Source organism: Gammaproteobacteria bacterium (assembly GCA_029862005.1).
Lineage (GTDB): Bacteria > Pseudomonadota > Gammaproteobacteria.
The window spans coordinates 19,891-40,885 of sequence record JAOTYD010000012.1 but is presented as its reverse complement, the minus strand read 5'-3'; the positions used below and the strand labels follow the sequence as shown (position 1 = coordinate 40,885).

Below are 20,995 nucleotides of genomic sequence, written 5' to 3'. Positions count from 1 at the left end.
TGGCACCCACCCCGATGACGACCGCGCCGGACGTGAAAGGAATCAGTGAGGAATCAGGCAGACAGCCGCTTGGTGCTTCTAAACGGATTGAATGCTGCCAGGATTAGTCGGCAAGCCTATCCAGTAATCGTCGCAGTGCTCGAATGTGTTCCGGACCGGTACCGCAACACCCGCCTACCACCTGAACGCCGTAATTCTGAATCCAGCCTTCGATTTCATGCGCATAATCCTCTGGTGTGCTGGATGCTTCATAGCGCCAATCGGGCAAAATCAGTTTACCGGTCTCGGCATAGGCCATCAGGGGACCCGACCAGTGCTGCTTCAGGACCTCAAGTGCAGGCACGATATCCTCGACCCGGGTGTGCATGATCCCTGCCACCTGGCCACCCAGTGGTTTCAGTGCCTCGATCATGTCGCCGAAATCGTGCGCCGAGGTGGTATCGTCGATGTTCTTCCAGCGCAGGCTGCGCACATCGACACCGTTATCGGCCATCATCGCACTAAAGCCGATAAATACCGGTAACCCGGTTGCGACTGCGGCCTTGATGACGATGCCCGCGTTTTCGATATCACGCATCATTTCGGCAATGATGAGATCGACACCGGCTTCAGCCAGTACTTCGGCAAGCTCCTGGTAGCTGGATTCGACCTGGCCGTCAATCGCTACCTCCCGATGACTTGTCAGCGGCGGCATACTCGACATCGAACCCGCAACATAGACATCCCCCTGGGCCGCGTTTTCGCGTGCCTGCTGGGCCAATTGCACCGACTTGAAATTCAACAGTTTCGATTCGTGACCCAGATTGATACTTTCGAGCACATGCCGAGCCGTGGAATAGGTGTTTGCCGTAATAATCTGCGCACCTGCCCGGATATAATCCTCGTGTACCTGGCACACTTCATCAGGATTGGTTTTCGTGGTCAGCCCACTCCAGACATTTGCATCAAGTGCGACGCCGCGCCTGCGAATTTCAGTACTGACTCCTCCGTCGAGTAGCAGAATTTCTTTTTTATCCAGACGCTCGTTCAGGCTGCTCATGATTGTATCGGTGCGCTACAAGAATGTGGCCAAAGTGTACCAGAGATATTCTCGCAATCGCTCGACAAATTAATGTTTATTGGGATACCTTTGCCCTGTCGATACACTAAACTATTTTTATGGCAGTTGACCTTCAGTCAAAATTAACGATTTGCATCCTGGCCCTTGCATTAATCCTGGTTCAGGGCTGTGCGAGCTCGCGACCGCCGGTCGAGCTGCCACCGATGGTTGAAACGCAACGCATCCAGGATTTAAGTAACGCGATATTGAACCTGGGTGATTCGATCGATCCGAGCGAGGCACAGCGTGCAGCGCTGATATCGATCGAGTACAGCCACGAGTTGGCACGGCAATATGAAATCTCGACATCGCCAGTAATGCATAATTTTCTCGTGAACCTGGGAATAAAACAACGCGGACTTTGCATCGACTGGACAACCGATTTACTCACCCGCCTGAAACAGGAGCGTTTCTACAGCCTCGACCTGCATTGGGCTATCGCAAACTACGAAACCGCCTTTCGGCTGGAGCATAGCACTGTTATTGTCAGCGCCCGGGGAGAATCGATATACCGGGGGCTGGTGCTCGATTCCTGGCGTCATTCCGGTCAGTTGTACTGGGCACCAACGCTGGCAGATATCGGTTACGCCTGGAAACCCCAGGCCGAGATCCATGCACTGAAACGGGAACTCAGGGCAAATCAGCGTTCTGTGCAGTAACAAATCCTGACGGCTAAAGGTGGCCACCCTGATATTAATCGAATGACTACCAGAATAGGGCTCGTAAGTGACGTTCATTCCAGCCCGGAGCCGCTTCGGCAGGCGCTGGAAATTTTCCGCAGAGAACAGGTCGATGAAATTATCTGCACCGGGGATATTGCCGGTTATTACGATACCCTGTTGCCGACTATCGAGTTACTGATTGCGTCCAACTGCAAGGCCGTCGCCGGCAACCACGATCAGGAATACCTCGAAAAGCCAATCCTGGAGGATGATCATTCGATTCGAGACTACCTGCAGAATCTGCCGCTTTTCCTGGCCCTGGAAATTGAGCAGAAGCACCTGTACGCAGTCCACGCCAATCCCCCCTGCGAACAGCATGGCGGAATAAAACTGCTCGATCAGCATGGCGAGATTATCGAGGAGAGAATAAACGAGTGGGCGCTGGCCCTGTCCGGATTTGACTATGATGTGCTGATCGTCGGCCATACCCACCAGGTCTATGCCGAGCAGATCGGCAAGGTGCTGGTCGTTAATCCGGGGAGCTCGGTTTTCAACCATAGCTGCATGATTCTATCGTTACCCGATATGAGCGTGGAAACTTTCGCACTGGGAAACGAGGCCATCGTCAAATGCTGGAACTTCGGAATGTTGTTTAAATAAAAAATGGATACTTCGACGGCCATATTACATGTAGCAACGATCCTGATCGCTGCGCGTGTCATGGGCGAGGTCGCTGCACGCTTTGGAGTTCCTTCCGTAATCGGGGAGATCGTGGCCGGAATTATTCTTGGGCCATCGATGCTCGGTTTGATCGAAGCCGAGGGCCTGATCTGGGTGCTGGCGGAAATCGGAATCATCCTGCTGCTGTTCCAGATCGGACTCGAAACCGATATCGGTAAACTCGTCAGCTCCGGTGCCAAGTCCGTTGTCGTTGCGATCACCGGGTTCGTGTTGCCTTTCATTACCTGTTTTGCCCTCAGCCATTACTGGTTTGAGCTGGACCAAATGGTGTCGTTACTGATCGCGGGTACCATGACCGCAACCAGTATCGGCATCACGATGCGAACCCTGTCGGACCTGGGCCGCGGACAGAGCAAGGAGGGGCGCATCATTCTCGGCGCCGCGGTGCTTGACGATATCATGGGTGTATTGCTGCTGGCGATCCTGTTCAATTTTATCACCAGCGGATCGGTCGATATGGTGAGCACATTTAAAGTCCTGCTATTCATGGTTGTCTTCTTTCTGATCGCACCTGCAATGGCAAAATCGATCAGTTACATCATTCGGCGCTGGGAAAAGGTTAGCGAGACTCCGGGTATGGTGCCGACGACGGTCGTATCCCTCGTGCTTTTCCTGGCCTGGTTATCGCACGCGATCGGTATTCCTGAACTACTGGGCGGATTTGCTACCGGACTTGCACTGTCGCGACGGTTTTTTCTGCCGTTTGGCGTTGCCCTCAAGGCCGATCCCAAATTTTCACAACGCGTTAACAAGCAGATGCAACCGGTGATACAGCTATTCACACCGATATTCTTCGCCGCTGTCGGGCTTTCGCTGGATTTAAGCACGCTGGACTGGACTTCCCTGTTTTTCTGGATATTTTCGATTTCGCTTGCCTGCGTGGCGATCCTGAGCAAGATCTGCGCCGGGCTGCTGATTCGCGAAAAGTTGCCACGCCGCGTCATCATCGGCATGTCGATGGTTCCGCGTGGTGAGGTCGGTCTCGTATTTGCCGAAATTGGCCGCCACACGGGCCTGTTCAACACAGAAATCTACACCACCGTGGTCATTGTCATCGCTTACACCACGTTGTTCACTCCCTTTTGGCTGCGCCTGTTCTACCGCTACTACGGCCACCTGATCGAAGACACTCCAGCCGGCTAGCAGTCTTTGACCAAAGCTGGCCAAGTCATACCCCGGCTATAGCCCGTCACAGGCATCCGCGGATGCATCGCGCGGCGGTGTTCGCACCGAACTGGCTCCGCGCCAGATTTTTGTTTTACACTCCCCATTCTTGCAATACGGCAGAAATAAAAAATCAACCCATTCTGAAATGAAAAGCCTGTTTGAACAGCCTCAAGGCGACCGGCCAGTGGTCGCACTCGCCCTGCTATTGCTGGGTGTGTTTGCGCTCGCACTGCAGGATTCTCTGATCAAACTAATGTCGTCGGACACTTCGTTCTGGCAGTTTCAAACCCTGCGCTCGATTGGCAATCTCAGTTTCATCCTAATTCTGGCGATGGCAAGCGGTAGCCTCGGCCTCATCATTCCCAGAAATTGGCGCCCGGTCTATCTGCGCGCTGTATTTTTAACGGTTTGTATGTTCTTTTTCTTCGCCGGCGCGCCCTCCCTGACAGTGCCACAGATGGCGGCAGGGCTTTATACCTACCCCCTGTTCGTATCACTGCTGGCGGGGCCGATCCTGGGTGAAACCGTGGGTCCCTGGCGCACGGCGGCACTACTGATCGGTGCAATCGGTGCCGCTGTGATACTCAGTCCCTGGGATGCGGACTTTTCGGCGGTTCAGATCCTTCCCATCGTGGCCGGTTTTTTCTATGCCACGAATATATTGACGCTGCGTAAAGCCTGCCGCCAGGAAAGCACGCTGGCGCTAGCATTCGCGGTGGGTGTTGCTTTTATTTTTTCCGGCATACTCGGTATTCTGTTGTTGTCGATATTCCCTTTATCTGCGGAAATTCGCGCCAGTATACCGTTTGTCGCTATCGGCTGGCCCGAACTTACCGTGCTGATTGTGGGATTTGCGTTATTCGCATCGGTACTCAACCTGACCGGCAACATCTGCCTCAGTCGGGCCTACCAGACCGCGGACGCAAGCTGGCTTGCGCCGATAGATTTCAGTTACCTGATTTTCGCCGCGTTCTGGAGTCGCGCGATCTTCGATCAATGGCCGACCGGCCAGTCAATCATCGGCATGATCCTGATCGGGTCCGCCGGTGTCATTACCGCATGGCGCGAACGTGTCACGGCAACCGGCAAACGGTTTTCATAAATACCTGATTTTTCTCAGGCATATGAACTATTTCGCTATACCGGGATTGATCCAGTTAGCACTCGGGTGCGTAGCCATTGGTATGAAATGATCCAATACCCGACCTTGAGCCCCAGGACATGTTAAATAATCCACCGTTCATACCCGCCGTCATTCTACTCGCTGTCGCTGCTTTATCCGGTTGTTACACCTACATTAACGGTCAGCCCGGCGAATCATCGGCTGACGTTACCTTTACCCTCGATCGCAAGATCGAAAATATCGTCTATACCAACGCTGTCTGGCCAAAGCCGCTCCACGCCGACCTGTACCTGCCACAAAAACGAGGGCTGCGACCGGTTGTGCTGATGATCCATGGGGGCGGTTGGGCAAACCGCAGCCGTGATGATATGGCCGGTATCAGTTGTAAACTGGTGCGCCAGGGTTATGCGGTGATCAATGTGAACTACCGTTTTGCCCCGCAATATACCTATCCGGCACAAGTTCACGACCTGCAACAGGCCTTGTCGTGGATCGCTGGAAATGCGAATCGATACCGTCTCGACCTCGAGCGCGTCAATACCTGGGGTTACTCGTCCGGCGCCCATCTTGCTGCCCTGATCGGCGCTATTGATCACGGTGATCCGCTGGCAGCGGACGCCAAACCTTTGCCGGCTATCCGGTCCGTAGTGGCGGGTGGTATCCCTGCGGATCTGCGCAAATACACCGGCAGCCCGATAGTGATTCGCTTCATGGGTGGCGACCGCGATGAAATGCCCGAACGTTACGCCGAAGCATCACCGGCCTTCCACATTTCCAGCGACGATCCGCCTGTTTTTCTCTACCATGGCAAGCTCGATAATCTGGTGAGCGAAGACCAGGCGAGCGACTATTACGAGGCCCTGCGTGCGTCCGATGTCGACGCCGAACTCTATCTGCATCGCTGGCGCGGTCATATGTCCATGTTCCTGTTCGGTGGTGATGCAGAAGACAAAGCCATCGGTTTCCTAAATCGCTATAATTTGACCAGTCAGCTCGTCGCCGCGGAATAAAGCTAATCCCTATCGTTGACCATTCGCCAGGAATTTCATCGGCAACGTGAATTTCGCTTGGGCAAATGACTCGCTCTCGATATGCTGTCGACAAAGGTTCCAATAAAGCACAAAGCGTATGGATCACAATGTATTCCCCGAAACCGAACTTAATCAGAGACTGGCCGAAGTCAGGCGCATCATGCAAGAGCGCGGCCTCGATGCACTCGTGGTTTCGGTACCTGAAAATATCTACTACCTGACGGGCCTCGATCACTGGGGCTTCTTCGCCTGCCATGTACTGGTCGTGCCTGCTGAAGGTCGCATGGCGCTGGCCTGCCGGGCGATGGAGCGCATCACGATCGAAAACCAGGTCGACAATGCCGACTTTTACGGTCATGGCGATACTGAAGAATTGTCGGACTACGTGCTGAAAATACTGACCGATCGGGGATTATCCAGGGAAAAGCTTGGCATCGAAAAACGCAGTCTTTTCATGACGCCGCGCATATACGAATTGATTCTCGCAGCTGTCCCCGGAGCAGAGTGGTCAGATGGATCCGGAATTGTCGACAACCTGCGCCTGGTCAAATCGCCGCTGGAGCAGGAATACACCCGCAAATCAGCCGCGGCGGCGGATGCCGGAACCCTGGCCGCAATCGACGCGATTCGGGATGGCGCCAGTGACTATGAAGTCGCCGCCGAATGTAATCGAGCCATGATCCTGGCAGGTAGTGAATATCCTGGTTTTGGTCCGTTTATTCGGCCGACTACCCGTCTTGGCGAAGAACACACGACCTGGCGCGGTGATGTTTTTCACAATGGCGACGCCGTATTCCTCGAGGTCGGCGGGGCCTACCGTAAGTACCAGGCGCCGATGGGACGCCTGGTTTACGTGGGATCGGCACCGCCAGGTGCTGAGCGATCGGCAGAGCTTGCCATACGGGGAATGCAGGCCATCTGTGATGCGCTCAAACCCGGAGCTACTGCCGGACAGGTCTACCAGGCCTGGAAAGATGTCGCCGACAGCGCTGGCCTCAAGGACTACCATCGACATCATTGCGGTTACATGGTCAGCATCGGTTTTCCACCGAGTTGGACCGGTGGCAGCATGGTGACCAGCCTGCAACCCGGCAGTACCAGAGAACTTAAAACCGGCATGACCTTTCATGCGCATTCGTGGTTCACCAACACCGATGTCGTCGATTATTTCATTTCCAACACCGTACTGCTGACCGAGAAAGGCGCGGAAAATCTGACACACCGTACCCCCGAAACCCTGATTATTCGCTAACCTCTCCTGCCACCCTAAATCCACGGATCTTAAGCGAAAAGCCGGGGTTCAGCAGGGATCAAACCTAAGGACTCGAAACTTTGGTAACAATCAGGTAATATCCCTTCTGTAATAACCTTAATAAATGTAAACATATTTTGTTTGCATAATTATAATTTTATAAAAACTAGTTAAAGTAAAACCGAGGAGAGATGTTCAATGAGCACTAAAAAAGATTTCAAAGAGTTGCTGACCGCGGACGCAAAAAGCGGCAAGCTGGGTCGTCGTGACTTCATGCGTTTCGCCGTGGCGGCGGGTATGACGATACCCCTGGCATCCGGACTCTGGACCAGCGAGGTTGCAGCGGCTACCCCGAAAAGAGGCGGCAAGTTCCGAATTGGCGCACATGATGTGAATACGTCCGACACCTTCGATCCAGGTACCTATTTAAGCGTCGGCATGATACAACTCGCGCATACCCACCGCAGTTACCTGACCGAAATTACGCCCGAAAACGGACTTGGTCCGGATATGGCGGATTCCTGGAGTGCGACACCCGATGCAAAGGTCTGGACTTTCGAGCTGAACAAGAATGCCACTTTTCACAATGGCAAGAAGTTTACCTCCAAAGACGCCATTGCATCGCTGAATCACCACCGCGGTGAAAATTCAACTTCGGCAGCAGCGGCCCTGTTATCGTCGGTCACCGATATCAAGGCGAAAGGCGACCATACCATCGTCATCGAGCTTAACCAGGGATTTGCTGATCTACCCTTTGTAATGACTGACTACCACCTCGCTATTTGTCCCGCCAATGCCGATGGCACACTGGCATGGCAAGGTGAAATAGGTGCTGGTCCTTATAAAATTACCGAGCATAAACCGGGCATCGGCACCAAGCTGGTACGGCATGACGGCTGGCATCGTGAAGGCGCGTACTTCGATGAAATCGAATTTATCGGACTCAACGATCCAAACGCACGCCAGACCGCATTGATTACCGGTGATGTCGATGCGATCACCTCGGTCGATCTGAAAACCATGGCCTTGATGGCGCGTAACAAGAATCTCATCGTCGAAAACGTGCCCAGCGGCTCGGCCATTACACTGCCGATGTTTTGCGACGTCGCGCCCTTTGACAATGTCGATGTCAGGCTGGCACTTAAATATGCGATCGATCGCAAGGACATCGTCGAGAAAATCATGTTTGGCACGGCAACGATAGGCAATGACTACCATGTGTCTCCCGCCATGCCGTACGCGCCGACTGATATCCCGCAACGGCCTTATGATCTCGACAAGGCGAAGTTTCACCTTAAAAAGGCAGGACATAGCTCGCTCAATGTGGACTTGTCTGCCGCGGACAGTATCTTACCGGGCGCCGTGGACATGTGTGTGCTTTACAGCGAACATGCCAAAAAGGCCGGCATCAATATCAATGTCGTACGCGAGGCGAACGACGGCTACTGGTCGGATGTCTGGCTGAAAAAACCCTGGGTATTCGTCAAATGGGGTGCTCGCCCGACTCCCGACCAGATGTTTACCCTGGCCTACAAGGACGACGCCCCATGGAACGAGGCGCACTGGCAGAATAAACGGTTTAACGAGTTGTTACTGCAGGCTAAGGCAGAGCTTGATGACACCAAACGCGCCGCGCAGTATCGCGAAATGTGCCAGATCGCGAGCGATGACGGTGGCACCGTGATCCCATTTTTCGCCAACTTTGTCTATGCGCGAAACAAAAAGGTACAACACGGACCCAACCTCGCATCTGCATGGGAGCTCGATGGTGGTCGCGGATCACATCGCTGGTGGTTTGCCTGATATCTACCCCGGTGTTGGTTAATTAGGGACAACTAGATGGCATAGGTGAATCTGGGTCCCCGGCATTGCCGGAGGGCCCAGGTAAGCTTAATAATAAATCTAAGGTGCTTCAGAAGTTTGAGGTCACTTTAAGGGGGAATAGCTCTATGGGCGACATATTATCCATTGTTTCAAAACGACTCGGCCTGGGTTTGGTAACACTCCTGGTCATATCAATCATTATATTCGGTGCGGTAGAACTGTTGCCCGGCGACATCGCCCAGGCGGTGCTGGGACAGGGAGCTACCCCGGAAAACCTTGCTGCTTTTCGCGAGCAGCTCGGGCTCGACCGCGCGGCACCGATCCGCTACGTCGAGTGGCTGGGTAATGCCGTAACGGGGGATTTCGGCGTGTCGCTGGTATCGCAACAACCAGTTACGGCAACGATCAGCGCTCGTTTTATCAATACTCTTTTCCTCGCATTATATGCCGCTATCATAGCGGTTCCAGTCGCTATTTTCCTGGGTGTGCTGGTGGCATTGTTCAGGAACTCGGTTTTCGACCGGGTTGCCAATGTGGTTACCCTGACGTCGATTTCGTCTCCAGAGTTTTTCCTGGGCTATATTCTGATTCTATTTCTTGCCGTCAAGGGCGAGTATTTCCCGGCAATCGCGAAGTTAGACGATGGCATGACTTTAATCGATAGGCTCGATCGGACCTTCCTGCCCGCGCTGACGATGGTTTTGGTCGTGGTAGCCCACATGATGCGCATGACCCGGGCCTCGATCATCAACCTACTGGCATCGCCCTATGTTGAAATGGCGCGCCTCAAAGGTGTGCCGGCATGGAAGGTCATCGTCAAGCACACGCTGCCAAATGCATGGGCGCCGGTCATCAACGTCATCGCTTTGAACCTCGCCTACCTGGTCACCGGGGTGGTTCTGGTTGAAGTGGTATTCGTTTATCCCGGCATCGGGCAATTGCTGGTTGACGCCGTCACCAAGCGGGATTTCCCGGTAGTGCAGGCCTGCTGCCTGATCTTCGCGGCAACCTTCATCCTGTTAAACCTGGCCGCCGACGTGGGGTCGATTCTGACCAACCCGCGTTTGCGTCATCCGAAGTGAGGGCTGAATCATGAATTATTTTATTATTGGTTTTTACGCCCTGGTCATCGGTGCTTCCACGCTGGCCGCTTTTTATCAAAAGCGCACTATGTTCATTCTGTTATTTTCGCTGACCCTGGTATCTTTTGTCATGGGTATCGTTGGCGGCGAAGCGATGCTGTGGAGCGTAACCATACTTGCCGGATTAATTGCTTTTTCGGCGGGCGTATCTTACTCCTTCCGTGAATTCCTGATTATTCTGCTACCTGAGGACTTCGCCAAGGAGATGCGCACCGCACCGCTAACTGCCGGATTCGGATTATTCGTGATTTTCACCTATGCGATATCAGGCATATTTGCGCCTATTATTGCACCCTACGGTGAGGCCGAAGTGATTTCATCCGCGTTCGCACCGGCCGATGAAAATATGCTGCTGGGTGCCGATCAGCTCGGGCGCGATATGTTCAGCCGCATCATCTACGGGGCCCGGAATACGGTCGGCCTGGCACTACTGGCTACAATCCTGGCATTTGCCATGGGGGCTACCGCGGGTTTGTATGCGGCCACCAAGGGCGGCAAACTCGACCAGTTTCTGGGGCGGGTCGTGGATGTCATCATGTCGATCCCATCGCTGATATTCTCTCTGCTGCTGCTCAGTATTTTCGGTACCAATACCGTTACCCTGATAATCGTTATCGCGATCATTTACGCTCCGCGTGTATTCAGGCTGGCACGATCGGTCGGCGGAAATGTCGTGGTCATGGATTATATTGAAGCTGCCAAGCTGAGGGGCGAAGGCACCTGGTATTTGATTCGCAAAGAGATACTACCGAACTCGACAGCACCGTTGATCGCCGAGTTCGGCCTCGAATTCTGTTTCGTATTTCTACTGGTAGCAGGCCTGTCCTTCCTCGGCCTCGGCATTCAGCCGCCGACCGCGGACTGGGGCTCGATGGTGCGCGAAAACGCAACCCTGATTTCCTTTGGGGAGATAACCCCGCTGATACCAGCAGCAGCAATCGCGCTGCTGACGGTAGCCGTTAACTTTGTTGTCGACTGGATGCTTTACCGCTCGTCCGGTCTGAAGGAGTAATCGAAATGAGTCAAGATAAAAGCATACTGCTCAATATTAAGAATCTACGTATCGAAGGGTACTCCGACGAACACTGGATCGAAATCGTGCATGGTATTGACCTGACGCTGCACCGTGGTGAGGTCATGGGTTTGATCGGTGAGTCGGGTGCCGGAAAATCGACGATTGGACTGGCAGCGATGGGATTTACCCGTGATGGTTGTCGTATATCGGAAGGCTCTTCGATCGAATTCGATGGCCTGGAGCTGACCACAACCCCGGCATCAGATCTTCAGTCTTTACGGGGTGCACGCATTGCCTATGTCGCGCAATCGGCTGCCGCCTCATTCAACCCGGCGCATAAATTGATCGACCAACATACCGAGGCACCGTTACAGTATCGGATACAGAAACGTCTGGAAAGCCAGGAAGACGCAATGGAGCTATATGAGCGTTTGCGTTTGCCCAACCCCAGGGAAATCGGTTTTCGTTATCCACACCAGGTATCGGGCGGGCAGTTACAGCGCGCGATGACGGCAATGGCGATGGCCTGTCGACCCGACCTGATCATCTTTGACGAGCCGACGACTGCACTCGATGTCACAACCCAGATCGAAGTATTGTCGGCGATTCGCGATATCGTTGATCAGTTTAATACCGCGGCCATATACATTACCCATGACCTGGCGGTCGTGGCGCAGATGGCTGATGTCATTAAAGTGCTGCTCAAGGGAGACGAGGTTGAGGAAGCCGATACCAGGACCATGCTGGAAAATCCCCAGGATGACTACACCAAGTCGCTGTGGGCGGTGCGTGATTTTAAAAAGGATCAGGTGCCACGCCCCGCTGACACGGTTCCACTGATTTCGGTACAGCATGTTGACGCAGCTTACGGAGATACACCCGTGCTGGAAGATGTATCGTTCGATATCTATTCCGGAATGACGGTTGCGGTAGTGGGTGAGTCAGGTTCGGGCAAATCGACCACGGCCCGATGCATCACCGGTTTGTTACCGCCGACCAAGGGAGAAGTTTTATTCCAGGGTACGCCGCTGCCACCAGATTACCGGGATCGCACCAAGGATCAGCTGCGCCAGGCGCAAATGATTTATCAAATGGCGGATACCGCGCTCAATCCAAAAGTTAAAATCAGCGAGATCATTGGACGCCCCGCTGCTTTTTACAGTGGCCTGCATGGACCGGAGCTTAAAAATCGCGTTGACGAAATACTGGATTTAATCGAAATGGATCCTTCGCTGTACTACAACCGCTATCCACCGGAGCTCTCCGGCGGCCAGAAACAGCGTATCGGCATAGCCCGTTCCCTCGCGGCAGAACCCACGTTCATCATCTGCGACGAGGTGACCAGTGCATTGGACCAACTAGTGGCGGAAGGTATTCTACGCCTCCTCGACAAGCTGCAAAAAGAAATGAACCTCGCCTACATGTTCATCACCCACGATCTCGCAACAGTGCGTTCTATTGCCGATGAAGTCGTGGTCATGCAGTATGGCAAGGTGGTCGAACAGGGGCCGAAAGATGAAATGTTCACGCCACCACATCACCCGTACACCGACCTGTTGCTGTCCTCGGTACCGGAAATGGACCCGGACTGGTTGACAACCCTGCTCGAAGAGCGTGGTGTCGATAGCAATACCGAGGTTAATCAACCCTGAATCCGTGCCGATCAACTGACCGGGTCAGGCGCTCACTTTATCATGCCCACCTTTAGGTGGGCTTTTTTTTTGACTCGAGCATGGGTCTATGTCCGAGGTCCTGATATAGTGAACCATCGGGCCTTTCATAGACGGGCTTAAATGAAATTACTGAGGTCGATACTAAACGCACTGCTTGACAGTTTGCGCGATTTGCTGCCGATCATCCTGGTGATCGGCTTTTTTCAGTTTGCGGTATTACAACAACCGATTCCGAATTTCGGCGAAATAGTCCTCGGAGTTGTTTTTGTAGTCATCGGCTTAACCCTGTTTGTGCAGGGGCTCAACATGGGTCTGTTCCCGATCGGTGAAACCATGGCCTTCGAGTTCGCCAGCAAGGGTAGCCTGTTCTGGTTATTAAGTTTCGCTTTTGCACTCGGATTCGGTACCACGGTTGCCGAACCGGCGCTGATCGCGGTAGCCGGCGAGGCCGCAAAGATTGCGGCTACTGGCGGCATGATCGAAGCCAGCGAAAAATCCATGGCTTCCTATGCAACGGGCCTGCGCTTAACGGTTGCGCTCTCGGTCGGTTTTGCGATCGTGATTGGCGTTTTTCGAATCATCAAGGGCTGGCCGATTCAGTACCTGATCGTGGTTGGCTACACCGGGGTCGTCATCATGACGTTTTTCGCACCTAAAGAAATAATCGGCATCGCCTATGACTCCGGCGGCGTTACCACGTCGACGATCACGGTACCCCTGGTAACCGCGCTGGGGGTTGGGCTCGCAAGCTCAATCAAGGGGCGCAACCCGATGGTCGATGGTTTCGGCCTGATCGCGTTTGCATCGTTGACGCCGATGATTTTCGTCATGGCCTACGGCATGGTGGTTTGACACCCATGATGCAGATCTTCATCGATTTATTTCACACGCTGGTGGCAACCGTCTGGGATGTGTTACCCATCGTGGTAATCCTGTTCGGCTTCCAACGCCTCGCATTTCGCAAACCGATCGCAAATCGAAAAAAAGCAATCGCCGGCTTTTTACTGGTACTACTGGGCCTCGCATTTTTTCTCGAGGGCCTTGAGGCGGCGCTGTTTCCGCTTGGCAAATTGATGGCGCAGCAGTTGACCGACCCCGCCTTCATTGCCGGAGATGATATCGGCCGGGTACTCGAATGGTGGGATTACCAGTGGGTTTACCTGTTTGCATTCGCCATCGGTTTTTCGACCACCATTGCCGAACCCTCGTTGCTCGCGGTCGCGATCAAGGCCAACCGGGTCTCGGCTGGCAGTATCGGTGTCTGGGGCCTGCGCATCGCGGTTGCGATCGGTGTCGCCATCGGCATCGCCCTCGGGGTTTACCGCATTGTCACCGGCACGCCGCTTTACTGGTACATAATTACGGGTTACGTGTTTGTGTTGATACAAACCATGTTTGCGCCGCGCCTGATTATCGCGCTGGCTTACGATTCCGGCGGTGTTACTACATCTACCGTGACGGTACCTCTGGTGGCGGCACTCGGGCTCGGGCTTGCCAGTACCGTGCCCGGTCGCAACCCTTTGCTCGACGGCTTCGGCTTGATTGCCTTTGCCAGCCTGTTTCCGATAATGTCTGTACTTGCCTATGCCCAGTTGTCTGAATGGAGCGCCAGGCGCGGCAAGAAGACCACAACCTCGTGAGAAATCATCATGCACTTTAAACTAATCATTGCACTGACCGAGGATTCGATCACTGAAAAAGTTGTCGAAGCCGCCAGGAATAAAGGCGCCACCGGATCAACCGTTATTTCCAGCGCCCGCGGCGAGGGGATGCAGGTTGCCAAGACTTTTCTCGGCCTGAGCCTGGAAACACAAAGAGATGTGGTATTGCTACTGGTCGAAGAACATATGTGTCGCGATATCCTCGAAAGCATCGAAGCTACCGGGGAGTTTGAAGCCAATCCTGGTTCCGGTATCGCTTTCAGTATCGATGTCGAAGATGCGGTCGGCGTAATGCAACAGGTCAACCAATTGTCTGGAATTGTTGAGGAAGAGATATGAGTGAAAAAATTATCGTTCGAGTAAAGGATGTGATGACGCCGGATTTCGATCTCGTCGATGGTATGGATACCGTGGCGGAGGTCCTAAAGAAATCAAGTCACCCCGAATCCAAGTGTTTCATCGTCGATACTCGACATGAGAACGACGAATACGGGATCGTAATGTTATCGGATATCGCGAGGAAGGTGCTCGCCAAGAACAAGGCGCCAGAACGAATCAATATCTACGAGATCATGTCGAAACCCGTGGTCAGTGTTGACCCGGGGATGGATATTCGCTATTGCGCGCGCCTGTTCGAAAACTTCGGCATCGGTCGTGCACCGGTGCTCGAGGGTGGCAAGGTGATCGGCATAGTCGGGTATACCGATATCGTACTGCATGGTATTCGTGACCGTCTGCTCTAGGGCGTCAGGTACAGCATCGTTTAAACTTTTTGCCGCTGCCGCAGGGGCAGGTTTCGTTTCTTCCCGGTTTCCAGGGCTGAAAACTGGGCGTTAACATCTCACCGATGGTATACATCCATTTCCCATCATTTTCAACAAAGGTGCTTTTTTCATGCATCGCCTGTACCTGCCCATTTGCCAGCAGGCGCGCCTCGAAATCTATTACCGCCTGCTTGCCCTGTTGATCGCTGGTGTTAATCGTGAGCCCTATGTAGTGGATGTCGGGGTCGACTGTCAACTCCCGGGGTCTGAAATCCGAATGCCAGGTTTGGGATAAATATTCAACATCATCAAGCACGTAGGCGCTATATCGAGAACGCATTAGCTGCTCCGCGTTTTCAGGCAGCTCGCGATGTGATATAAATCGACCGCAGCACTGGTCAAAAAGTTGACCGGAATGACAAGGACAGTTCATAAACAATTGATAAAAGGAAGACTATATCACCATGTCTCAAGCACTTGATATTCTGCGCAGCCGCTTTGGCTACACACAGTTTCGTTTTCAACAGCAGCAGATCATCGACTCCCTGATTGCAGGACAGGATGCGCTGGTGTTGATGCCGACCGGGGGGGGCAAATCGCTGTGTTACCAGATCCCGGCAATGGTGCGCGACGGTGCCGGCATTATTATTTCACCACTGATTGCGCTGATGCAGGACCAGGTCGACGCGCTTGCGCTAAACGGGATCAACGCGGCGTTTCTGAATTCGACCCAATCGTTCGAGCAGCAGCAACAGGTCAGGCAACGATTGCGCAGCGGCGATATCGATTTGCTCTACGTGGCGCCTGAGCGAGCGCTCGGCGCTGACTTTCTCGATATGCTCGCCGATTGCAGGATCGCGCTATTCGCCATCGACGAGGCGCACTGCGTGTCGCAGTGGGGGCACGATTTCAGACCCGATTACCAGAAGCTCACCCGCTTGCACGAGCGCTTTCCAGGCGTTCCCCGCATTGCCCTCACGGCAACTGCCGACAGGCGCACGCTGCGGGAAATCGAGCAACAACTCAGGCTCGGGGAGGCGCAGCGTTTCGTGCACAGTTTCGACCGACCCAATATCTTTTATCGCGTCACCCAGGGCGATAACAACCGGCAGCGCCTGTGGTCTTTCATCCAGGCCAACCACGCGACCGACGCCGGTATCGTTTACTGCCTGTCGCGCAAGAAGGTCGAGGAAACGGCCAAATGGCTGGGTGACAAGGGCCGCATCGCCCTGCCCTATCATGCCGGACTCGACAAGCACACCCGCGTCGAGCATCAACGCATCTTCCTGCAGCAGGAGGGCGTTATCGTCGTCGCGACCATCGCCTTTGGTATGGGCATCGACAAGCCCGATGTGCGCTTCGTCGCACATCTGAACCTGCCCAAGAACCTCGAATCCTATTACCAGGAAACCGGCCGCGCCGGACGCGACGGCGATCCCGCCAATGCCTGGATGGCCTACGGTATGCAGGATGTCATTACGCTGCGCCAGATGATGGCGCAAAGCGATGCCGATGAACAATTTAAACGTGTCCTGCACCAGAAGATGGAAGCGATGCTGGGTTTTTGCGAACAAACCGTTTGTCGTCGCCAGACCCTGCTGGCTTACTTCGACGAGATCCTGGAACAGCCCTGCGGCAACTGCGACAATTGCGTTGACCCACCGGTGACCTGGGATGCGACCGAAGCCGCGCGCATGGCGCTGTCCTGCGTTTACCGGACCGGCCAACGATTTGGTGTAAATTACGTCATCGACGTCCTGATGGGCAATGCCAGGGACCGTATCGTGCAGAACCGACATGATCAAATCAGTACTTTTGGTATTGGTGAGCTGGATAACAACGAGTGGCGCAGCCTGTTCCGTCAGTTGATTGCACTCGGTTACCTCTTTGCCGATATTGATAATTACGGCGCGTTAAAGATGACCCCCGACTGCAGACCGCTGCTCAGAGGTGAAAAACAGTTGCTGCTGCGCAAGTTCGCGAAGCCGACAAAAGTGAAAAAGGTAAGCGCGGGCAAAATTGCCGCCGAACTGGGTAGCGTCGATACGCCGCTATTCGAGGCGCTGCGACTGCACCGCAAACAACTGGCGCAAGCGCAGGGTGTACCGCCTTTTGTCATCCTGCACGATAAGACCCTCACGACGATTTGCGAACATCGGCCAGAAAGCATCGAGCAACTGGAATCGATTCCGGGCATTGGCGAGCGTAAGCTAAAGCTCTATGGGCCTGACTTGATCCAAATAATTCAGCAGTACCCGCGCGACGAATCCAGGGTAGAACCTGATGTCGATCTCGTCTAAACCGGGTGGCCGTGCAGCACGACCCTATCCCTGTTCGGGAAACCACTAACCTTTCCTGGATATTGTATAAACAGCCTCGGAGCGTAATGATTGATTAGCTTCCATTACGAATCGACCGAGGCAATTGCATGTCAGACCATCCTTTTCAGTTGCGGGCATCGTTTGACTACAGTGGTGACGACAACAATATCGATCAGATCAGCGCGCAGGCCTGCTCCGATAACAGTTGGAACAACCTGGAAATCGGTAACTCGTCGCCCGGCTTCCTGATTTTTGTTTATTCCTTCTTGATTTGCCAACACACATACTTTCACGCCAACTGCAGTGAACGCGGTTTGTTACTGGATCATTCCGAGATTGAACTCGACCTGCGTGCCGGAGATGACTGGAAAATTCAACAGGTAAAGGTTAGTGTCGATGCGACGTTGCGGGGCGGTGATCCGCAGAAGGCAACGATCGACTATATCAAAGAGCGCATGCGCGAATACCCGGTGTCGGTCAATATGCACGAACTGCCCGAATACTAGATCGAGCTGCAATTCAATTAGCCGCCTCGAGCCGCTTCGATAATGCCTGGATCTGCCGCAGAGTTTGCCGGGGCAACGGAATACCCGAGTCCCGGATCCGCTCGCGGTACTCGCGCTCACGCTCTCCCGGAATTTCGACGCGCTCGAACCCTGGCGCTGGCGGGCAGTTACGTAATTCGTCCAGGATTTCCTCGGCAATTCGCTGCAGCCGGCCCGGTTCGCGGTAACGCGCAGTATCCACGTTGAGTAAAAGCCAGCTGCCCTCGGTTTCGGTCGGACCCAGCATGGCTTCGGCGACGATCTCGGCCGCCAGCGCCAACGCGTATCCCTTGTGTCCACCGGAAGGCATGATCGCGCCGCCGCGAAAATAATCCTCGGGGTCTCGCGTCACGTTACCCTCGGGATCCATCAACACGTTATCGGGTAGCTTCGCCCCGGCGCTGCGTGCCGCGTAAATCCAGCCGCCGGCAATCTTCGAGGTCGCGAAATCAAACATCATCGGACCGCGATCTCCTCCCGGAACAGCGATACTGTAGGGATTGGTCGGTAACATCCCGCGCTTGCCACCATAAGGAGCGACCTGGCGCCATTTATCACGGCCGCCGCCGCCGAAGCAGATGCTCAGGAATCCCTGGTAGGCAGCAGCCTCGGTGAAGGCACCCAGCCTGCCCGTATGACCGACATTACGAATCGCGACCGCGGAGACACCCTGCTCCCTGGCAACCCGGCATCCCTCCTCAATCGCCAGGCGCATTGCGGGGATTCCAATACCGCCGTTACCATCGACAATCGTCGCACCACGATCGGTCATCTTGATCTCAGGACTCACGTCAGGCTGCATATACCCTGATTCGAACTGGTCGGCGTACTGCAGCGTACGCATCAATCCATGCGATTCCATGCCGCACAGGTTTGAATCGGCGAGGTGCCCGGCCACCTCGCGGGATACCTCGACGCTGCAACCGATGTTTTCGAAGATCCCGCTTACCAGTGCGACAATTTCATCTGTCGGAATGACAACGCGCCCTTCGTCGAGTTCGAGCTTGCTGCGCACCTCGTCCTGATTCATCACCGTAATTTTATTCTGATGGGAAGTTGCCAGTATAGCGATTGCGATCCGCCAGGGAATCCTTTTTAGGGCGCAACAAAAGGTTCAGATGCCGTGAATAAAAAACACGATTCCAGGTAATTCGGGTTTTACAGTGCTCGCAAACGTTCTAGTAACTGCCGATCGAGTTGTCGATCGATTACCGACCGATCAAGTTGCGGCGAATGCTCACATACGTAGTCGAAGGCAATGCGCCAAAGCCTGTCAAACTGTTCCCAAAACAGCCTTTTGGCCAGCGGAAAACGCCAGCCTTCACCGATAACGATCGCGTAGAGTCTGACCGTTTCGTCAGTGAGCCAGTGATTACGAACAAAGGCTTCCAGCTCGGCTAGATCCTTGATCGGCAAAATCAACGGCTTGTTGTTGTCGATCCAGCGCGCCAGTACGGCAAGCATTAACGCAGATTTGTCGGGAAAATGGTTGTAAACAGTAGGTTTCGAGACTCCGCTCACCTTAACGACCATATCAATCGATGTCCCCTTGAAACCATTTTCGATAAAAAGGGGTAGCGCGGCAGCGGCGATGTGATCTTTCTTGGATTTTTGCGCCATTACAGGGTTGATTCCCGACAGGATTTGTGCAAACTATACTAAACCGTTTAGTATATGTCATTACTTGAATACGCTTTATGCCCGGAGGCTACGATGATTCGCAGCGAAAATGGTTTTTTTGGCGAATTTGGTGGGCGCTTTGTCCCCGAAATCCTGCTACCTGCTCTCACCGAGCTCGAAGATTTATTCTTCAGCCTGCGCGACGATCCTGCTTTCTGGCAGGAATTCGTCACGCTTTGCCAGGAATTCAGCGGCCGGCCAACGCCACTCACGCCGTTACGACGCCTGTCGAAGCAGCTCGGCGGTGCTCAAATCTGGCTTAAACGCGAGGATTTGAATCATTCTGGCGCGCATAAGGTCAATAATGTCCTCGGTCAGGGCTTGCTGGTGCAGCGTATGGGCAAGCAACGCGTTATCGCGGAAACTGGCGCCGGACAGCACGGGCTTGCGACTGCGATTATGGCGGCACGTCTCGGTCTTGAAGCGACCATCTACATGGGCGCAGAAGACATCGAGCGGCAATATTCCAACGTATTTTGGATGCGTCAACTCGGCTCTGACGTGGTTGGCGTGACCACCGGTGCGCAAACCCTGAAAGAAGCCCTGGATGAAGCCTTACGCGACTGGGCGGCATCGGTTGAAACCACCCACTATGTGCTTGGCACCGCCTGCGGACCGGCACCTTTTCCGGAACTGGTTTCCTATTTTCAAAGTATCATCAGCGATGAGATCAAGGAACAGTCGATGCGGCAGATGGGTCGCTTACCTGACGAAATTGTCGCCTGCGTCGGCGGTGGCTCGAACGCCATGGGCGCTTTCGGTGCATTTCTCGAAGTCCCGGAGGTCGTCCTGGTGGGGGTTGAAGCTGGCGGAATCAGTCTCGAAGAAGGTAAACACTCGATACGCCTATCGCAGGACACCGGTGAAATCGGCATTGCGCAGGGTTACAAAACCCTGTTCCTGCAAAACGACGATGGCCAGCTTGGCGATACACACAGTATTGCAGCCGGTCTTGATTACGTCGGAGTTTCACCGATTCTCGCCTACCTGTCGCAACAGGGTCGCGTAGTCCCGGAATCGGCTACCGACGATGAGGTCACCGAGGCTTTCAGCCTGCTAATGAAAACTGAAGGCATTATTCCGGCACTGGAATCGGCCCACGGGCTCGCCGGTGGTTTCAAGCGTGCAAAACAGATGAAGCCGGATCAGAATCTCGTCATCAACCTGAGCGGACGTGGCGATAAAGACATCTTCACGGTGGCACGTGCCTTCCCGCAACGTGAGTGGACCGAGGTCCTGCAACGTGAAGCAGCGCGATCGACCGAAGCACTGGCGCAAAAGCGAGGACATTAACC

The 20,995-nt window shown here is 54.1% G+C and carries 21 protein-coding genes; 17 read left to right on the top strand and 4 right to left on the bottom strand.

Annotated elements, in window-relative coordinates:
- Window positions 1-103: 103 nt before the first annotated feature.
- Window positions 104-1,039 (bottom strand): homocysteine S-methyltransferase family protein, encoded by a 936-nt coding sequence (locus tag OES20_09740; GenBank protein MDH3634974.1) that lies wholly within the window; start codon window positions 1,037-1,039, stop codon window positions 104-106.
- Window positions 1,040-1,158: 119 nt separating this feature from the next.
- Between OES20_09740 and OES20_09735 the strand changes: the two genes are divergently transcribed.
- The 14 genes from OES20_09735 to OES20_09670 all read left to right on the top strand — a co-directional run bounded on the left by OES20_09735 (window position 1,159) and on the right by OES20_09670 (window position 15,133).
- Window positions 1,159-1,758, top strand: coding sequence for a hypothetical protein (locus tag OES20_09735; GenBank protein ID MDH3634973.1), 600 nt, complete (start codon window positions 1,159-1,161; stop codon window positions 1,756-1,758).
- 42 nt (window positions 1,759-1,800) lie between these two features.
- Entirely contained in the window at window positions 1,801-2,421 is a 621-nt protein-coding gene (locus OES20_09730) for a YfcE family phosphodiesterase (protein MDH3634972.1), read from the top strand.
- Window positions 2,422-2,424: 3 nt separating this feature from the next.
- Window positions 2,425-3,645 carry a cation:proton antiporter gene (locus tag OES20_09725; protein ID MDH3634971.1) on the top strand — a complete coding sequence of 407 codons (1,221 nt, stop codon included), beginning with the start codon at window positions 2,425-2,427 and terminating at the stop codon, window positions 3,643-3,645.
- A 169-nt stretch (window positions 3,646-3,814) separates the two neighbouring features.
- Window positions 3,815-4,771, top strand: a complete 957-nt coding sequence (locus OES20_09720) for a DMT family transporter (protein MDH3634970.1) — start codon at window positions 3,815-3,817, stop codon at window positions 4,769-4,771.
- 119 nt (window positions 4,772-4,890) lie between these two features.
- Window positions 4,891-5,802: an alpha/beta hydrolase gene (locus OES20_09715; GenBank protein ID MDH3634969.1), complete on the top strand. Its 912-nt coding sequence runs from the start codon at window positions 4,891-4,893 to the stop codon at window positions 5,800-5,802.
- Between the two features lie 118 nt (window positions 5,803-5,920).
- Window positions 5,921-7,075 carry a Xaa-Pro peptidase family protein gene (locus tag OES20_09710; GenBank protein ID MDH3634968.1) on the top strand — a complete coding sequence of 385 codons (1,155 nt, stop codon included), beginning with the start codon at window positions 5,921-5,923 and terminating at the stop codon, window positions 7,073-7,075.
- Window positions 7,076-7,273: 198 nt separating this feature from the next.
- Window positions 7,274-8,878, top strand: a complete 1,605-nt coding sequence (locus OES20_09705) for an ABC transporter substrate-binding protein (protein MDH3634967.1) — start codon at window positions 7,274-7,276, stop codon at window positions 8,876-8,878.
- 146 nt (window positions 8,879-9,024) lie between these two features.
- A complete protein-coding gene (locus OES20_09700) occupies window positions 9,025-9,981 on the top strand; it encodes an ABC transporter permease (GenBank protein MDH3634966.1) in 957 nt (318 codons plus the stop codon).
- 10 nt (window positions 9,982-9,991) lie between these two features.
- Window positions 9,992-11,053 (top strand): ABC transporter permease, encoded by a 1,062-nt coding sequence (locus OES20_09695; GenBank protein MDH3634965.1) that lies wholly within the window; start codon window positions 9,992-9,994, stop codon window positions 11,051-11,053.
- A 5-nt stretch (window positions 11,054-11,058) separates the two neighbouring features.
- Window positions 11,059-12,708, top strand: a complete 1,650-nt coding sequence (locus OES20_09690) for an ABC transporter ATP-binding protein (protein MDH3634964.1) — start codon at window positions 11,059-11,061, stop codon at window positions 12,706-12,708.
- A 141-nt stretch (window positions 12,709-12,849) separates the two neighbouring features.
- Window positions 12,850-13,581: a DUF1538 domain-containing protein gene (locus OES20_09685; GenBank protein ID MDH3634963.1), complete on the top strand. Its 732-nt coding sequence runs from the start codon at window positions 12,850-12,852 to the stop codon at window positions 13,579-13,581.
- Window positions 13,582-13,589: 8 nt separating this feature from the next.
- Entirely contained in the window at window positions 13,590-14,369 is a 780-nt protein-coding gene (locus OES20_09680; GenBank protein ID MDH3634962.1) for a DUF1538 domain-containing protein, read from the top strand.
- A gap of 9 nt (window positions 14,370-14,378) precedes the next feature.
- A complete protein-coding gene (locus OES20_09675; GenBank protein ID MDH3634961.1) occupies window positions 14,379-14,729 on the top strand; it encodes a P-II family nitrogen regulator in 351 nt (116 codons plus the stop codon).
- Window positions 14,726-15,133, top strand: coding sequence for a CBS domain-containing protein (locus OES20_09670; protein ID MDH3634960.1), 408 nt, complete (start codon window positions 14,726-14,728; stop codon window positions 15,131-15,133). The genes OES20_09675 and OES20_09670 overlap by 4 nt, the downstream gene beginning before the upstream one ends.
- A 4-nt stretch (window positions 15,134-15,137) precedes the next feature.
- On the opposite strand, the gene OES20_09665 is transcribed toward OES20_09670, so the two are convergent.
- Window positions 15,138-15,494, bottom strand: coding sequence for a YchJ family metal-binding protein (locus tag OES20_09665; protein ID MDH3634959.1), 357 nt, complete (start codon window positions 15,492-15,494; stop codon window positions 15,138-15,140).
- A gap of 124 nt (window positions 15,495-15,618) precedes the next feature.
- Between OES20_09665 and recQ the strand changes: the two genes are divergently transcribed.
- Together recQ and OES20_09655 are read left to right on the top strand one after the other, a co-directional pair.
- Window positions 15,619-17,454: a DNA helicase RecQ gene (gene recQ / locus OES20_09660; protein MDH3634958.1), complete on the top strand. Its 1,836-nt coding sequence runs from the start codon at window positions 15,619-15,621 to the stop codon at window positions 17,452-17,454.
- A 128-nt stretch (window positions 17,455-17,582) separates the two neighbouring features.
- The gene (locus tag OES20_09655; protein ID MDH3634957.1) at window positions 17,583-17,981 is read left to right on the top strand and encodes a hypothetical protein; all 399 of its coding nucleotides are present in this window, start codon (window positions 17,583-17,585) and stop codon (window positions 17,979-17,981) included.
- 13 nt (window positions 17,982-17,994) lie between these two features.
- Here OES20_09655 and OES20_09650 read toward each other — a convergent pair whose 3' ends face one another.
- The gene (locus OES20_09650; protein MDH3634956.1) at window positions 17,995-19,050 is read right to left on the bottom strand and encodes an Ldh family oxidoreductase; all 1,056 of its coding nucleotides are present in this window, start codon (window positions 19,048-19,050) and stop codon (window positions 17,995-17,997) included.
- 128 nt (window positions 19,051-19,178) lie between these two features.
- A complete protein-coding gene (locus OES20_09645; protein ID MDH3634955.1) occupies window positions 19,179-19,640 on the bottom strand; it encodes a TetR/AcrR family transcriptional regulator in 462 nt (153 codons plus the stop codon).
- A 93-nt stretch (window positions 19,641-19,733) separates the two neighbouring features.
- Here OES20_09645 and trpB point away from each other — a divergent pair, with 93 nt between their 5' ends.
- On the top strand, window positions 19,734-20,993 hold the full coding sequence (gene trpB / locus OES20_09640) for a tryptophan synthase subunit beta (GenBank protein MDH3634954.1): 1,260 nt from the start codon (window positions 19,734-19,736) through the stop codon (window positions 20,991-20,993).
- Window positions 20,994-20,995 lie beyond the last annotated feature (2 nt).

Excerpts from the sequence above, each read along its gene's own strand:
- OES20_09645 (MDH3634955.1), bottom strand. The coding sequence starts at position 19,640 with ATGGCGCAAAAATCCAAGAAAGATCACATCGCCGCTGCCGCGCTACCC.
- OES20_09700 (MDH3634966.1), top strand. The coding sequence starts at position 9,025 with ATGGGCGACATATTATCCATTGTTTCAAAACGACTCGGCCTGGGTTTG.
- OES20_09705 (MDH3634967.1), top strand. The coding sequence starts at position 7,274 with ATGAGCACTAAAAAAGATTTCAAAGAGTTGCTGACCGCGGACGCAAAA.
- OES20_09670 (MDH3634960.1), top strand. The coding sequence starts at position 14,726 with ATGAGTGAAAAAATTATCGTTCGAGTAAAGGATGTGATGACGCCGGAT.
- OES20_09675 (MDH3634961.1), top strand. The coding sequence starts at position 14,379 with ATGCACTTTAAACTAATCATTGCACTGACCGAGGATTCGATCACTGAA.
- OES20_09735 (MDH3634973.1), top strand. The coding sequence starts at position 1,159 with ATGGCAGTTGACCTTCAGTCAAAATTAACGATTTGCATCCTGGCCCTT.
- OES20_09740 (MDH3634974.1), bottom strand. The coding sequence starts at position 1,039 with ATGAGCAGCCTGAACGAGCGTCTGGATAAAAAAGAAATTCTGCTACTC.
- OES20_09690 (MDH3634964.1), top strand. The coding sequence starts at position 11,059 with ATGAGTCAAGATAAAAGCATACTGCTCAATATTAAGAATCTACGTATC.
- trpB (MDH3634954.1), top strand. The coding sequence starts at position 19,734 with ATGATTCGCAGCGAAAATGGTTTTTTTGGCGAATTTGGTGGGCGCTTT.
- OES20_09650 (MDH3634956.1), bottom strand. The coding sequence starts at position 19,050 with ATGAATCAGGACGAGGTGCGCAGCAAGCTCGAACTCGACGAAGGGCGC.
- OES20_09695 (MDH3634965.1), top strand. The coding sequence starts at position 9,992 with ATGAATTATTTTATTATTGGTTTTTACGCCCTGGTCATCGGTGCTTCC.
- OES20_09730 (MDH3634972.1), top strand. The coding sequence starts at position 1,801 with ATGACTACCAGAATAGGGCTCGTAAGTGACGTTCATTCCAGCCCGGAG.
- recQ (MDH3634958.1), top strand. The coding sequence starts at position 15,619 with ATGTCTCAAGCACTTGATATTCTGCGCAGCCGCTTTGGCTACACACAG.
- OES20_09680 (MDH3634962.1), top strand. The coding sequence starts at position 13,590 with ATGCAGATCTTCATCGATTTATTTCACACGCTGGTGGCAACCGTCTGG.
- OES20_09715 (MDH3634969.1), top strand. The coding sequence starts at position 4,891 with ATGTTAAATAATCCACCGTTCATACCCGCCGTCATTCTACTCGCTGTC.
- OES20_09725 (MDH3634971.1), top strand. The coding sequence starts at position 2,425 with ATGGATACTTCGACGGCCATATTACATGTAGCAACGATCCTGATCGCT.
- OES20_09720 (MDH3634970.1), top strand. The coding sequence starts at position 3,815 with ATGAAAAGCCTGTTTGAACAGCCTCAAGGCGACCGGCCAGTGGTCGCA.
- OES20_09655 (MDH3634957.1), top strand. The coding sequence starts at position 17,583 with ATGTCAGACCATCCTTTTCAGTTGCGGGCATCGTTTGACTACAGTGGT.
- OES20_09685 (MDH3634963.1), top strand. The coding sequence starts at position 12,850 with ATGAAATTACTGAGGTCGATACTAAACGCACTGCTTGACAGTTTGCGC.
- OES20_09710 (MDH3634968.1), top strand. The coding sequence starts at position 5,921 with ATGGATCACAATGTATTCCCCGAAACCGAACTTAATCAGAGACTGGCC.
- OES20_09665 (MDH3634959.1), bottom strand. The coding sequence starts at position 15,494 with ATGCGTTCTCGATATAGCGCCTACGTGCTTGATGATGTTGAATATTTA.